This window comes from Streptococcus suis, from assembly GCF_046032115.1.
GTDB lineage: Bacteria > Bacillota > Bacilli > Lactobacillales > Streptococcaceae > Streptococcus > Streptococcus suis_AJ.
Genome location: NZ_JARQOZ010000032.1, coordinates 12,445 through 27,360 on the forward strand (window position 1 = coordinate 12,445; position 14,916 = coordinate 27,360).

General features: G+C 42.2%; 13 protein-coding genes. 12 read left to right on the top strand and 1 reads right to left on the bottom strand.

The genetic code is table 11. The features are described 5' to 3' along the window. Positions 1-522: 522 nt before the first annotated feature. From P7J36_RS09105 to P7J36_RS09145, 9 genes are all read left to right on the top strand, one after another. Positions 523-1,602 carry a carbamoyl phosphate synthase small subunit gene (locus P7J36_RS09105; RefSeq protein WP_105211798.1) on the top strand — a complete coding sequence of 360 codons (1,080 nt, stop codon included), beginning with the start codon at positions 523-525 and terminating at the stop codon, positions 1,600-1,602. A 221-nt stretch (positions 1,603-1,823) separates the two neighbouring features. Then, on the top strand, positions 1,824-5,003 hold the full coding sequence (gene carB, locus P7J36_RS09110) for a carbamoyl-phosphate synthase large subunit (RefSeq protein ID WP_408551928.1): 3,180 nt from the start codon (positions 1,824-1,826) through the stop codon (positions 5,001-5,003). A gap of 63 nt (positions 5,004-5,066) precedes the next feature. Beyond that, the gene (locus P7J36_RS09115; RefSeq protein WP_172089046.1) at positions 5,067-5,822 is read left to right on the top strand and encodes a class I SAM-dependent methyltransferase; all 756 of its coding nucleotides are present in this window, start codon (positions 5,067-5,069) and stop codon (positions 5,820-5,822) included. Next, positions 5,819-6,466, top strand: a complete 648-nt coding sequence (gene pcp / locus P7J36_RS09120; RefSeq protein WP_408551929.1) for a pyroglutamyl-peptidase I — start codon at positions 5,819-5,821, stop codon at positions 6,464-6,466. The genes P7J36_RS09115 and pcp overlap by 4 nt, the downstream gene beginning before the upstream one ends. Beyond that, the gene (locus tag P7J36_RS09125) at positions 6,466-6,774 is read left to right on the top strand and encodes a DUF4298 domain-containing protein (protein ID WP_408551930.1); all 309 of its coding nucleotides are present in this window, start codon (positions 6,466-6,468) and stop codon (positions 6,772-6,774) included. The genes pcp and P7J36_RS09125 overlap by 1 nt, the downstream gene beginning before the upstream one ends. Positions 6,775-6,898: 124 nt before the next feature. After that, entirely contained in the window at positions 6,899-7,171 is a 273-nt protein-coding gene (rpsP, locus tag P7J36_RS09130; RefSeq protein WP_029180157.1) for a 30S ribosomal protein S16, read from the top strand. A 21-nt stretch (positions 7,172-7,192) separates the two neighbouring features. Then, positions 7,193-7,435, top strand: coding sequence for a KH domain-containing protein (locus P7J36_RS09135; protein ID WP_002940680.1), 243 nt, complete (start codon positions 7,193-7,195; stop codon positions 7,433-7,435). Positions 7,436-7,828: 393 nt separating this feature from the next. After that, positions 7,829-9,565, top strand: a complete 1,737-nt coding sequence (locus P7J36_RS09140) for an ABC transporter ATP-binding protein (protein WP_408551931.1) — start codon at positions 7,829-7,831, stop codon at positions 9,563-9,565. A gap of 8 nt (positions 9,566-9,573) precedes the next feature. Further along, a complete protein-coding gene (locus tag P7J36_RS09145) occupies positions 9,574-11,382 on the top strand; it encodes an ABC transporter ATP-binding protein (protein WP_408551932.1) in 1,809 nt (602 codons plus the stop codon). Positions 11,383-11,502: 120 nt separating this feature from the next. Here the strand turns inward: P7J36_RS09145 and P7J36_RS09150 are convergent, their stop codons facing one another. After that, positions 11,503-12,426 carry a polysaccharide deacetylase family protein gene (locus P7J36_RS09150; protein ID WP_408551933.1) on the bottom strand — a complete coding sequence of 308 codons (924 nt, stop codon included), beginning with the start codon at positions 12,424-12,426 and terminating at the stop codon, positions 11,503-11,505. Between the two features lie 104 nt (positions 12,427-12,530). Here P7J36_RS09150 and P7J36_RS09155 point away from each other — a divergent pair, with 104 nt between their 5' ends. From P7J36_RS09155 to P7J36_RS09165, 3 genes are all read left to right on the top strand, one after another. Further along, positions 12,531-13,817 (top strand): homoserine dehydrogenase, encoded by a 1,287-nt coding sequence (locus P7J36_RS09155; protein WP_408551934.1) that lies wholly within the window; start codon positions 12,531-12,533, stop codon positions 13,815-13,817. A 3-nt stretch (positions 13,818-13,820) separates the two neighbouring features. Then, positions 13,821-14,681, top strand: a complete 861-nt coding sequence (gene thrB / locus P7J36_RS09160) for a homoserine kinase (RefSeq protein ID WP_029187207.1) — start codon at positions 13,821-13,823, stop codon at positions 14,679-14,681. Positions 14,682-14,713: 32 nt separating this feature from the next. Beyond that, the coding region (locus P7J36_RS09165; RefSeq protein ID WP_408562445.1) for a hypothetical protein at positions 14,714-14,916 on the top strand (203 nt) is incomplete at its 3' end.

The following is a 14,916-nucleotide window of genomic DNA, read 5'->3' on the forward strand; positions in this document are numbered from 1 at the left end:
GGTATCTTAGAACTGAGCAGTTAGAAATTTTTTAGACTTATCTTATTTAATGTCGCTCAGAGAGGAGACGAATAGAAAGGCATGGGACAGGTCAATGGTTGCAAGCAACTCATTTCCCTACGCCTGCCTCTATGGAGGTCAGGCTATCCCCTTGCACTAGCAGTAAGGTTTATCTAATATCAAGCTAAACCTTACTGCGTCGGTCAGAGCAAGTCGGATGATATGCTAAAGCATTTGTCATCCTACGCAAAGTCATATGGGACCTTTGCTAACTCTGACACTAGTTTGTACAGTCAATTATTTTCGAATTAACCGTACAAACGTCGGACTATTATTTAATTCTATCCGGAGAGATAGAAAATAGAAAGGAGAAGATACAGGTTCGAGTAAGATTTGATTTTTATATTCGAACACGCCCTAAGGACTGTGTGAAAAAGATAAATATCGTCTTGACGCTTGTAGCGTCGGCGTCGAATTTCCTATTTTCACTTTGTCCTTTTAACGGGCTTTGTATCATAGATTATGTCAAAAAGACGTTTAATTTTGGAAGATGGCACTATTTTTGAAGGGGAGGCCTTCGGTGCTGATATTGATGTGACTGGTGAGTTGGTTTTCTCAACTGGGATGACAGGTTATCAGGAATCTATCACGGATCAGTCTTATAATGGTCAGATTTTAACCTTTACCTATCCCTTGGTAGGAAATTACGGGATTAACCGTGATGATTACGAGTCAATCAAGCCGACTTGTAAGGGAGTGGTTGTCAGTGAGTGGGCTCGTCGAGCAAGTAACTGGCGTAACCAGATGACCTTGGATGAATTTCTAAAGGCTAAGAAAATTCCAGCAATTTCTGGAATTGACACACGCGCCTTAACTAAAATTATTCGTCAGCACGGTACCATGAAGGCGACTCTTGCAAATGTCGGTGATTCTGTGGAGCATTTGACAGACCAGTTGAGAGCGACTGTTTTGCCAACCAACAATATCCAGCAAGTATCAACAAAAACAGCTTATCCTGCGCCTGGAGTTGGACGTAGCGTTGTTCTGGTTGATTTTGGCTTGAAACATTCTATTCTTAGAGAGTTAGCCAAGCGTGATTGCAATGTGACAGTTGTCCCTTATGACACTACTGCAGAAGAAATTCTTGCCCTCAATCCAGACGGTGTTATGTTGTCAAATGGTCCTGGAAACCCAGATGATGTTCCTGAAGCCTTGGATATGATTCGTGGTATTCTTGGCAAGATTCCAATTTTTGGTATCTGTATGGGGCACCAACTTTTTGCTAAAGCAAATGGGGCAACGACTTATAAAATGAAGTTTGGTCACCGTGGTTTCAACCACGCGGTGCGTGAAATTGCGACAGGTCGAGTGGACTTTACCAGTCAGAACCATGGTTATGCTGTAGCTCGTGAGGATTTGCCAGATTGTTTGATGATTACCCACGAGGAAATCAATGACAAATCAGTAGAAGGGGTACGCCACAAGTATCATCCAGGTTTCTCTGTTCAATTCCACCCGGATGCAGCACCCGGTCCACACGATGCCAGCTACCTTTTTGATGAATTTATGGATTTGATGGATTCGTTTAAAAAAGGGCAGTAAGGTTTAACTGATATCGAGTTAAACCTTACTGCGTCGGTCTATTATTTAATTCTATCCGGAGAGATAGAAAATAGAAAGGAGAAGATACAGGTTCGAGTTCCCTATTCGAACACGCCCTAAGGACTGTGCGAAAAAGATAAACGTCGTCTTGATGCTTGAAGCATCAGCGTCGCGTTTCCTATTTTCGCTTTGTCCTCTTAACGGGCTTTGTATCATACATTATGCCAAAACGTACGGATATTAAGAAAATTATGGTGATTGGGTCTGGTCCGATTATTATCGGTCAGGCTGCGGAGTTTGATTATGCTGGGACTCAGGCTTGTTTGGCTTTGAAGGAAGAAGGCTATAGTGTTGTCTTGGTCAATTCAAACCCTGCAACTATCATGACAGATAAAGAGATTGCAGACAAGGTCTATATTGAGCCGATTACGCTTGAATTTGTCACACGGATTTTACGGAAGGAGCGTCCAGATGCTCTCTTGCCAACTCTTGGTGGTCAGACTGGTCTCAACATGGCCATGGAATTGTCTAAGGCTGGTATTTTAGATGAGCTTGGAGTTGAGCTGTTGGGAACCAAACTGTCTGCAATTGATCAGGCAGAAGACCGTGACCTCTTCAAACAACTCATGGAAGACCTCAATCAGCCTATTCCTGAGTCAACGATTGTGACAACAGTTGAAGAAGCTTTGGAATTTGCTCGTGAAATTGGCTACCCTGTCATTGTTCGACCAGCCTTCACGTTGGGTGGTACTGGCGGTGGTATGTGTGCCAATGAAGAAGAACTGCGTGAAATTGCAGAAAATGGTCTGAAATTATCACCGGTGACCCAGTGTTTGATTGAGCGTTCCATTGCTGGATTCAAGGAAATTGAATACGAAGTGATGCGCGATGCGGCTGACAATGCCTTGGTCGTATGTAACATGGAAAACTTTGATCCTGTAGGGATTCATACTGGAGATTCTATCGTATTTGCCCCAACGCAGACGCTTTCGGATATTGAAAACCAGATGTTGCGTGATGCCAGTCTCAGCATTATTCGTGCTCTCAAAATCGAGGGTGGTTGTAATGTGCAGTTGGCACTGGATCCACATAGTTTCAAATACTATGTCATTGAAGTAAACCCACGTGTGTCTCGTTCGTCTGCCTTGGCATCTAAAGCGACAGGTTATCCGATTGCCAAATTGGCAGCAAAAATTGCGGTCGGATTGAGCTTGGATGAAATGGTGAACCCTGTTACAGGAACAACCTATGCTATGTTTGAGCCTGCTCTTGACTACGTTGTGGCAAAAATTCCACGTTTCCCATTTGATAAGTTTGAAAAAGGGGAGCGACGTCTTGGAACGCAGATGAAGGCAACTGGTGAGGTCATGGCCATTGGTCGTAATATCGAAGAAAGTTTGCTCAAGGCCTGCCGTTCTTTGGAAATCGGCGTCTACCACAATGAAATGCCTGAACTCAGCCAAGCAACAGATGACCAATTGGTTGAAAAGATTGTCAAGGCACAGGATGATCGTCTATTCTATCTTTCAGAAGCGCTTCGACGTGGCTATACAGTAGAAGAACTGGCTCAGTTGACTAAGATTGATATCTTCTTCCTCGATAAGCTGCTTCATATCTTAGAAATCGAGCAGGAATTGGCAATCAATCACGATAATATCGACTTATTGAAAAAAGCCAAGAAATACGGCTTTGCAGATCGCAAGATTGCGGAATTGTGGGGCAGAACAGAATCCTACATTCGTCAACTCCGTACTGAACACAAGATTGTCCCTGTTTACAAGATGGTAGATACTTGTGCGGCCGAGTTTGAAAGTTCAACGCCATATTTCTATTCAACTTATGAATGGGAAAATGAGTCCATCCGTTCGGAAAAAGAATCTGTTTTGGTTCTGGGTTCTGGACCGATTCGTATTGGACAGGGTGTGGAGTTTGACTATGCGACGGTGCATTCTGTCAAGGCCATTCAAGCGGCTGGTTACGAAGCTATCATTATGAACTCAAACCCTGAAACAGTGTCAACAGACTTTTCGGTTTCGGACAAGCTTTACTTCGAGCCATTGACCTTGGAAGATGTCTTGAATGTGATTGACCTTGAGAAACCAAAAGGGGTTATCGTTCAGTTCGGTGGCCAGACGGCCATCAATTTGGCAGAGCCATTGGCCAAAGCAGGTATTCCAATCTTGGGTACGCAAGTAGCGGATTTGGATAGAGCTGAAGACAGGGATTTATTTGAAAAAGCCCTGAAAGACCTAGGGATTCCACAGCCACCAGGTCAAACCGCAACCAATGAAGAGGAAGCACTAGAAGCGGCCCGCAAAATTGGTTTCCCGGTACTTGTTCGCCCCTCTTATGTTTTGGGCGGTCGTGCTATGGAAATTGTCGAAAATGAAGAGGACCTACGTTCTTATATGAGAACGGCGGTCAAGGCTTCGCCAGAGCACCCAGTTTTGGTCGATTCGTACATCGTCGGTCGTGAGTGTGAAGTGGATGCCATTTCAGACGGTAAGGATGTCTTGATTCCAGGTATTATGGAGCATATCGAGCGCGCAGGGGTTCACTCAGGTGACTCGATGGCTGTTTATCCGCCACAAACCCTGTCTAAAGAGGTGCAGGCGACCATTGCAGACTACACTAGACGCTTGGCAATCGGTCTCAACTGTATCGGTATGATGAATATCCAGTTTGTTATCAAGGATGAAACGGTATATGTGATTGAGGTCAATCCTCGTGCTAGTCGTACGGTTCCATTCTTGTCCAAAGTCACAGACATTCCAATGGCCCAGGTTGCAACCAAATTGATTTTGGGACAAAGCCTTGCGGAACTGGGTTACCAAGACGGTCTTTATCCTGAAAGCAAGCAAGTACACGTTAAAGCACCAGTATTTTCATTTACAAAATTGGCTAAAGTTGACAGTTTGTTAGGCCCAGAGATGAAGTCTACTGGTGAGATTATGGGGTCTGATACAACTCTTGAAAAAGCACTTTATAAGGCTTTTGAAGCAAGTTATCAGCACCTAACCGAGTTTGGTAATGTTGTATTTACAATTGCGGATGAAGACAAGGAAGAAGCACTTGGTCTTGCCCAACGCTTCCATGAACTTGGTTATGGTCTACTGGCTACGGCTGGAACAGCTGTCTATCTAACAGAAAATGGTCTTTCCGTAACAACTGTTGGAAAATTGGGCGATGAGTCCTGTCAAGACATTCCTAGTCTGGTTCGAGCTGGAAAGGTTCAGGCGATTATCAATACGGTTGGTAAAAAACGTGTGGCCGACGGCGACGGGCAAGTGATTCGAAGCTCTGCTATTGAAGGAGGAATTCCGCTCTTTACGGCCCTCGATACTGCAGAAGCCATGGTAAAAGTGCTGGAGAGCCGTAGCTTCATGACACAGGCTATATAGAAGTTACTATCAGGATGAGCTTTGAGTTCGTCCTGATTTTTTGATATACTGAAGAGTATGAAAATGATTGTAACAACTAGTCTTGGGATGGATGAGGGGCTGGTCTATAGGGCTAGACGAATTGCCAGTGAACTGGGAATTGAATACAAGGAAAGAAAGAAGCAGTCGGTTGGAAAAATGTTGGGTACCTACGAGGCTGTCTTGGTTCTTTATAAGGATAAATTGATACTAGAGCAGAGGGGCGGGCAGGTTTTATTTTTCCACCCAGATACTGCCATGTTGCGGATTAAGTCTGGAAGAGATCCGATTTTAGAATTACTTGGAAAAGAAAAACAATCAATAATAGACTGTACTATGGGCTTGGGATCTGATAGCATAGTGTTAGCGAGTGCTGGTCATCGGGTGACAGCCTTGGAAAGTTCTAAGCTAGTGCACTTTATTGTGAGTCGGGGTTTACAGGATTTTGATAGTGGGCTGCAAGAGGTCAATCGAGCCATGAAATCTATCCAGACAATTTGGACAGATAGTCTGACTTATTTGAAAGAGCAAATAGATAAGTCTGTTGATGTCATTTACTTTGATCCCATGTTTTCAGAAGAAATCAAGGAATCACAAAATCTTTCTGGCTTGTCTGGTTTGGCTGATAGAAGTCGTTTAACGGAGGAAATTGTATCTGAGGCTAAACGAGTAGCTAGGAAGAAATTGATTATAAAGGCTCATTTTCGAGATCAGGTCTTTGAAGAATTTGGCTTTAAACGTCATGTCAGACCTAATCAAAAATTTCACTACGGAGAAATTATTTTGGAGGAGGAAGTATGAAAATCATCGTAACAGGCTTTGATCCCTTTGGTGGCGAGCCTATTAACCCAGCCTTGGAAACAATCAAATCTCTACCTAAGACCATTGCTGGTGCAGAGATTATTCTTGTAGAGATTCCGACTGTTTTTGACAAGGCTGCGGATGTTTTAGAGGAGAAAATGGCAGAACATTTACCTGATGCGGTACTATGTATTGGTCAGGCTGGTGGGCGAGTTGATTTAACTCCTGAGCGTATAGCCATTAACCAAGATGATGCACGCATTCCAGACAATGAAGGGCAACAGCCGATTGATAGAACGATTCGAGAAGATGGTCAGCCTGCTTATTTCTCCACCTTACCCATCAAAGCAATGGTTGAAGCTATTCATAATATTGGGCTTCCAGCTTCTGTTTCTAATACTGCTGGGACCTTTGTCTGCAACCATCTCATGTATCAAGCTCTTTACTTGGCGGAGAAACAATTTCCAAAGACTAAGGTCGGTTTTCTCCATATTCCCTTCTTGCCAGAGCAGGTTGTCGACAAGCCAGGACTGGCTTCCATGTCTTTGAACGATATTGTAAGAGGAGTTGAAGTTGCCATAGGAGCAATCGTTGAATATAGGGATAAAGAGGATATAAAAAAGGGTGGTGGTAGTACACACTAATGAAAAATATTATGGAAGCAAGAAAACGTGTAGAGGAAATGGAAAAACTATTTAATAGGCATCTAGAGCTGAACAAGTCCCTTTCCGATAGTGTGACTCAACTCAATCAGGAACAATCGACTTATTTACAGTTATTAGATTGTTACCAGAGCCAGATCTATATGGAAGATCTTGATTTATCTAATAAGGGGGATTTCAATGGTATTCCTTGCGGAGTATTGAGTGAAGATGGAGTCTATAATTTACTGTTTGACCGTATAAATCTCGCAAGTCAACTGAGAGAACTAGCAGATATGCTCGAGCAATAAAATTTTTTAAAACCTGTCAAGTTTTTTTCTTGACAGTTGGTCAAAGTGTGTTATAATAGAACATGTGCTAAATAGCTCTGCTATTTCACCGAATAAAAATATAAAGAAAAGAGAACATTTAAAAATGGCAGTTAAAATCCGTTTGACTCGTATGGGTTCTAAAAAGAAACCTTTCTACCGTATTAACGTTGCAGACTCACGCGCACCACGCGATGGTCGTTTCATCGAAACAGTTGGTACTTACAACCCACTTTTGGCTGAAAACTCAGTAACTCTTAAAGAAGAGCGTGTACTTGAGTGGTTGGCAAAAGGTGCACAACCTTCTGATACAGTTCGTAGCCTTCTTTCAAACGCTGGCGTGATGAAGAAATTCCACGAGCAAAAATTCTCTAAATAAGAACAGTAAGCGAGAACACTTATGGACATGATTGAAAATCTCATTATTGCGATTGTGAAACCTTTGATTTCACAGCCTGATAGCTTGACAATTAAAATTGTTGATACACCGGAATTTTTAGAATATCATTTGGATTTGGATAAATCTGATATTGGCCGTATCATTGGGAAAAAAGGACGCACAATTTCTGCAATCAGAACGATTGTTTACTCTGTTCCAACAAGTGATAAAAAAGTTCGTTTAGTGATCGACGAGAAAGAATAGAAAGTCACCATTTGGTGGCTTTTAACGTTGACAAAGGGGCTATGCCCCTTTTTATCGTCATTTAGTTTATCTTTTATTACGTCGACGAATGATGAAACTTCGTTTCCTTATCTCCAACTTCAAATAATTTCATCATTATTTGAACTCACCTTGCCTGATTGAAACAGTCTGGGGGATACGAATAGTCTGGTGGACTATTCGTACCTGAGCCTGAAAACAAAAAAGCGAAGTACATCAGCTGGTCACCTAGAAACATGAAAGCATTGAGTTATGCCTGCGGCTGTTGAAGCGAACTTGGTTCGCACTATCTCCAGCCTTCAAAGGTTCCCCAAACCTTTGAAGCGAGTACTAAAAGTAAACTAAAAGACTGTAACATATAGAAAGGGTGAAAAGATGAATCTGATTTGGACCTATTTGAAAAAATATCCTAAGTGGATTGCCTTGGACTTGTTGGGGGCCATCTTATTTGTAGTAGTAAACTTAGGGTTACCGACATTTTTGGCGAGAATGATTGACCAAGGAATTACAAAAAATGATGTTGGTCAGCTCTATTATTGGGCGGGAATGATGGGCTTGATTGTCTTGCTTGGTATAGTTGGAAGAATAACGCTTGCCTATGCGGCTGGTCAGTTGACAACCAACATTGTAAAAGATATTCGAAATGATTTGTACGAGAAAATTCAGGACTATTCACACCATGAATATGAACAGATTGGTGTTTCTTCTCTAGTTGCTCGTATGACAAATGATGCTTTTGTTCTCATGCAATTCTCTGAAATGGTGTTGAAATTAGGTATTATTACACCCTTGATGATGATTGCCTCTGTCATTATGACCTTGGTAACCAGTCCGAGTCTAGCTTGGACAGTTGCAGTGGCCATGCCTTTTCTGGTTTTTGTTATTTTCTATGTGGCAACCAAAACTCGTCCCTTATCAGAAAAACAACAGAAACGTTTGGATACCATTAACCAATATGTTCGTGAAAATCTCATGGGCTTACGTGTTATTCGGGCATTTACTCGGGAAGAATTTCAGGAAGAGCGTTTTGCGACAGTCAATGAAGAATATACTGAAACATCTAAAAAACTTTTTAACCTGACTGGTCTGACAGAGCCTCTTTTTGTCCAGATTATCATTGCCATGATTGTGGCCATTGTTTGGTTTGCTTTGGAACCCTTGAAAACGGGCAGTCTGCAAATCGGTGATTTGGTAGCCTTTATCGAATATAGTTTCCACGCGCTTTTCTCATTCTTGCTCTTTGCTAACTTGTTTAACATGTATCCACGGATGTCGGTATCGAGCCAACGGATTCAGGAAGTCTTGGATATGTCCATTTCCATTTCTAAGAATGAAGATGGGATTACAGAAACAGATACTCGTGGTTATTTGGAATTTGAAAATGTAACTTTTGCCTATCCTGGTGAAACGGAATCGCCTGTTCTCCACAATATTTCATTTAAGGCTAAGCCTGGGGAAACCATTGCCTTTATTGGTTCAACTGGTTCTGGTAAGTCTTCTTTGGTACATTTGATTCCGCGTTTCTATGATGTGACACTTGGTCGTATCTTGGTGGACGGTGTGGATGTCAGACGCTACAATCTAAAGGCACTCCGCAGCAAGATTGGCTTTATTCCGCAGAAAGCTCTGCTATTTACCGGAACAATCGCAGAAAACCTCAAGTACGGTAAGATGGATGCTAGTCTTGCTGAACTTCATGATGCGACGGATGTTGCTCAAGCTAAGGAATTTATCGAGAGTAAGGAAGAGAAATTCGACACCCATCTAGCTGAAGGCGGAAGCAACCTGTCAGGTGGGCAAAAACAACGTTTGTCTATCGCACGTGCCATTGTCAAACAGCCAGATATTTATATCTTTGATGACTCTTTCTCTGCTTTGGACTATAAGACGGATGCGATTTTGAGGAGTCGTTTGAAGGAAGTGACGGAGAATGCGACTGTCTTGATAGTTGCCCAACGTGTCGGAACCATTATGGATGCTGACCAGATTATCGTGCTGAACGAAGGTGAAATCGTTGGCCGTGGTACTCATAATGAATTGATGGAAAGCAATGAGATTTACCGAGAAATTGCCAACTCTCAACTTAACCGTCAATCGCTAACAGAAGAATAGGAGGAATTATGAAGAATAGATCAGTATTTACCCGTGTTTGGGACTATTTGCGTCGTTACAAATCTTCTGTATTTTTAGCTGTTTTTCTAAAGACCATCAGTGCAGTTATGAATGCCTTGGAACCCTTTGTATTGGGGCTTATCATCACAGAATTGACTAAAAATCTGTTAGACATGGCAAATGGAGTAGAAGGAGCGCAGATTAACTATTCCTACATTGCCATCATGCTTGCCATCTATGCCCTACGCGCTCTGATGTATGAAATCGGTGCTTATGGTTCTAACTTTTTTATGACCAAGGCAGTGCAGGGGGCGATCAAGGATTTGCGTCAGGACTTGAGCCACAAAATTAACAAGATTCCTGTTTCTTATTTTGACAAGCACCAGTATGGTGACTTACTCGGGCGTTTTACAAGCGATGTGGAAACTGTTTCGAATGCCCTACAACAAAGTTTTCTCCAGCTAGTTAATGCCGTTCTGACTCTCTCTCTAGCCATTTTCATGTGTTTCTGGTTGGATGTATCCCTAGCTCTTGTGGTCGTGACCTTGGTTCCTGTGACCTATTTTGGTTCCAAGTTTGTCATGGGCAAATCCCAGCCTTATTTCAAGCAACAGGCTGATGCCCTAGGTCGATTGAACGGTTTTGTCCAAGAAAATCTGACAGGTTTTAACGTTCTCAAACTCTACGGTCGTGAAGAAATTTCTACTGAAGAATTTCGCCAGATTACCGCAGATTTGCAGGAAGTTGGTTTCAAGGCTAGTTTCATGTCAGGCTTGCTCATGCCCCTGGTACACGGTTTGTCAAACATTGCCTATGTAGTAGTGGCCTTACTTGCTGGTCTGAAAGTCCTTGCGGGTACATTGACAGTTGGTAATATGCAGGCCTTCGTCCAATACGTCTGGCAGATTTCTCAGCCCGTCCAAACCTTGACCCAGTTGGCACCCCAGTTGCAGTCTGCTAAATCTTCCCTTGAACGCATCTTTTCAGTCTTAGATGAGCTTGACGAAGAAGACGCCAATGCGCTAGAGTTGACAGCTAGTCTGACCGGACAAGTCAGCTTTGAACAGGTCGAATTTGGCTATTCAGAAGACAAGCCACTTATTCGTAACTTTAATCTTGATGTTGAACCAGGAGAAATGGTGGCTATCGTTGGACCAACAGGGGCTGGTAAGACAACCCTCATCAACCTGCTCATGCGTTTCTATGATGTGACATCAGGTGCTATCAAGGTAGATGGTCAGGATATACGGAATATTTCTCGTCAATCTTACCGTAGTCAATTTGGTATGGTCTTGCAGGATGCTTGGCTCTATGAAGGGACCATCAAGGAAAACCTGCGTTTTGGACGTCTGGATGCGACGGATGAGGAAATTGTGGAGGCAGCCAAAGCCGCCAACGTTGACCACTTTATCCGTACCCTGCCTGGCGGTTATAATATGGAAATGAACCAGGAATCCAGCAATATTTCCCAAGGTCAGAAACAGCTCTTGACCATTGCGCGTGCTTTGTTGGCGGATCCTGCTATTCTGATTCTTGACGAAGCGACTTCTTCAGTTGATACCCGTTTGGAACTCTTGATTCAAAAGGCCATGAAACGATTGATGAAAGGACGGACCAGTTTCGTCATCGCCCATCGCTTATCTACCATTCAGGAAGCTGATAAGATTTTGGTCTTGAAAGATGGACAGATTATTGAACAAGGCAACCACGACAGTCTTTTGGCAGACAAAGGTTTCTATTATAATCTGTATCAAAGTCAGTTTAGTCAATCTAATACTCTTCGAAAATCAAAAGCAGACGTTGTTGACTCGATTTGATGAACTTCAGTTCTATCTGCATCTTCGTCGCCTAGCCTGATTTTGATTTTCATTGAGTATACATAAAACGAACTCCCTTGTCAGTGACAGGGAGTTTTCTCATATACATGTTTGTAAAAATTAATAGGAAATTTCGGATAATAGTCCCTCAGCGGTAGTGGTTGGGAGGATGCGGACACGATTGAGAGTCAGTAATCCGTCACTAGCAGAAGCCAAGCCGTTGTTAGTAGTCACACCAAGTTTATAGCCAGCTTGTTCTGTCAAGGCTACGGTGTCTGCTGAGTATCGTCCACCAGGGTAGGCGATAGCGATGGTTTCCTGATTTAATTGGCTGTCAAGATAGGCTTTAGAGGAAGTAAGTTCATTTGTTTGATCCTCGATAGAACTATACTCTAAATCAGGATGGTTGACGGTATGCCCTTGGAAGGAGAGCCCTGCGGTCTGCATTTCCTTGATTTGCTCGATGGTCAGATGACCAGCCTGTCCATATTCAGTAAACCCTGTAATGACATTGTTGGTTGCCTTCATTTGATATTGCTTAAGCAATGGGTAGGCGTAACTATAAAAATCCCAGAGGCTATCGTCAAAGGTTAGCCAGACAACCTTTTTACCAGCAGGAAGGACATTTTCTGTCAATACCTTATAAGCCTCTTCAGGTGATAAAGTATAGTAACCTGCATCTTGCAATGCTTTTAGATGACTTTCGAAAGTCGTTGGATCTACGATAAGATTCGCATTAGCTTCTTCCTCGGGAGCCATTACGTGAATGGCATGATACATGAGGATTGGAAGTTTGATAGGTTCAGTTTGCTGTTCCCAAATGATTTCTGTTTGTACTTCACTACTTTCTGAAGTCATAACACTCGAACTGGCTGTTGTCTCAATCGTTGAAGCTTTGGAATCACTTTGCTGCTTAGATGGCTGTTTTAGAAAGATTAGAAAAATAGATAGTAGAGTCACTACTAACAATGCGATACCAAGTAGCATTGGCACAAGTTGTTTCTTTTGTGTGCGGCTTCGACGGGCTCTTCTTGAATGTTTCATTATCTTATCTCCATAATCATATATTAAAACAATTATATCAAATTTTTTGCCAAATAGTCAGAATATTTGTTATAATGGGAGAAATACATTTTAAAGGAGAGCACATGGTAGTTAAGATAGGATTATTAGGATTTGGAACCGTTGCGAGTGGTGTGCCATTTTTATTGAATGAGAACACCGAAAAAATTGAAAAGGCTGCAAAAGATACTATTGAAGTAGCAAAAGTTCTTGTAAAAGATGATACTGAAAAAGAACGCTTGTTAGCTGCAGGCCATAACTACAATTTTGTGACAAATATTGATGACATTTTGGCTGACGACGAGATTGCAATTGTCGTTGAATTGATGGGGCGTATTGAACCTGCTAAAACCTTTATTACACGTGCTCTTGAAGCTGGTAAACATATCGTAACTGCTAACAAAGATTTGTTGGCAGTTCATGGTAGCGAATTACGTGCCTTGGCTGAAGAGAAAGGTCTTGCACTTTATTATGAAGCTGCAGTTGCAGGTGGTATTCCAATCTTGCGTACCTTGGTCAACTCTTTGGCTGCTGATAAGGTGACTCGTATCCTCGGTGTATTGAATGGTACTTCAAACTTCATGTTGACTAAGATGGTTGATGAAGGCTGGACTTACGAAAAAGCTCTTCAAACAGCGCAGGAACTTGGCTATGCAGAATCTGACCCTACAAATGATGTTGAAGGTATTGATGCGGCATACAAGGCAGTTATCCTCAGTCAATTTGCATTCGGAATGACTGTTGATTTTGAACATGTGGCTCACAAGGGAATTTCAAACATCACGCCAGAAGATGTAGCAGTAGCTCAAGAATTGGGCTATGTCATCAAACTTGTGGGCGATATTCAAGAAACCACCTCTGGTATTGCTGCCGAAGTATCTCCAACCTTCCTACCGAAAAATCATCCACTTGCTAGCGTCAATGGTGTAATGAATGCTGTATTTGTCGAATCTATCGGTATCGGTCAGTCTATGTACTATGGACCAGGTGCAGGTCAGAAGCCAACAGCAACAAGTGTAACGGCTGACATTATCCGTATCGTTCGTCGCTTGAAAGACAATACTATCGGCAAAGCATTTAACGAATATAGCCGCCCACTTCAATTGGCAGCCCCAAGCGATGTGAAGAGCGAATATTATTTCTCAATTGATGCGCCTGATAAAAATGGAAAAATGCTTCGTTTAGCAGAAATCTTCAATTCTGAAGAAATCTCCTTTAAGCAAATTCTGCAACAAGCTGCGGATGGCGAAACTGCTCGCTTAGTCATTGTGACCCATGAAATGAGCAAGACACAATTGGAAAATGTAACAGCTAAATTGGCTCAAGAAACAGACTTTACAGTCTTGAATACCTTCAAGGTGTTGGGAGAATAAGATATGAAAATCATTATTCCAGCAACATCAGCCAATATTGGTCCTGGTTTTGACTCTGTTGGTGTTGCCCTTTCAAAATACTTGACTATTGAAGTTTTGGAACAAACAGAGGATTGGGTCATTGAACACAATCTCGATCATGTACCTTCTGACAAAAACAATCTTTTGATTAAGACTGCACTAAAAGTGGCTAAAAATTTGCAACCACATCGGATCAAGATGACCAGTGACATTCCATTGGCACGTGGTTTGGGCTCATCCAGTTCCGTTATCGTAGCTGGTATCGAATTGGCTAATCAATTAGCAGGTTTGAACATGACAGCGGATGAAAAATTGCTCAAAGCTACAGAAATTGAAGGTCATCCTGATAATGTAGCTCCAGCAATTTTCGGTAATTTAGTCATCTCTAGCTATGTTAATAAGAAAGTACAGGCAGTTGTAACAGAATTCCCAGAAGCAAGTTTTGTTGCCTTTATTCCAAACTACCCACTGCGTACGGTTGAAAGCCGAGGTGTACTACCTTCTCAGATGGGGTACAAGAAAGCAGTGGCTGCTAGTGCCATTGCTAACGTTGCTGTTGCCAGTTTGATGGCAGGTGATCTGGAAAAGGCTGGTCAAGCTATCCAATCAGATATGTTCCATGAACCATTCCGTCAATTGTTGGTTAAGGAATTCTGCCCTATTAAGCAAACCGGACAAGAGTTAGGTGCCTATGCAACCTATCTTTCAGGTGCTGGACCAACTGTTATGGTATTGGCTCCAAAAGATAAGGAAGAGGCTATTGTTCTAGCATTAGAGGAACTAAATCTAGACGGAACTGTCCACCGCCTTCAAGTTGATACCAAGGGGATTGCTATTGTATAGATAGTGAGAAGCTATCATTTGCAAAACTAAAAATGTTTATTTTATTGGAGTTCGCCATCGCTACTATACGCGGTAGGAAGGGAGCTCCTTTTTTGTGCATTCCATTCTCCATTTCAAAATATTGGGGCAAATTAATTTGGCTTGTGAAAGTATTTTTGTTGAATCATTCCCGTAGTTGGTTATGCCCTACCCATCATAGCTTTTCAAACTTTCAAAAAGAAAAATCGCCACGGTA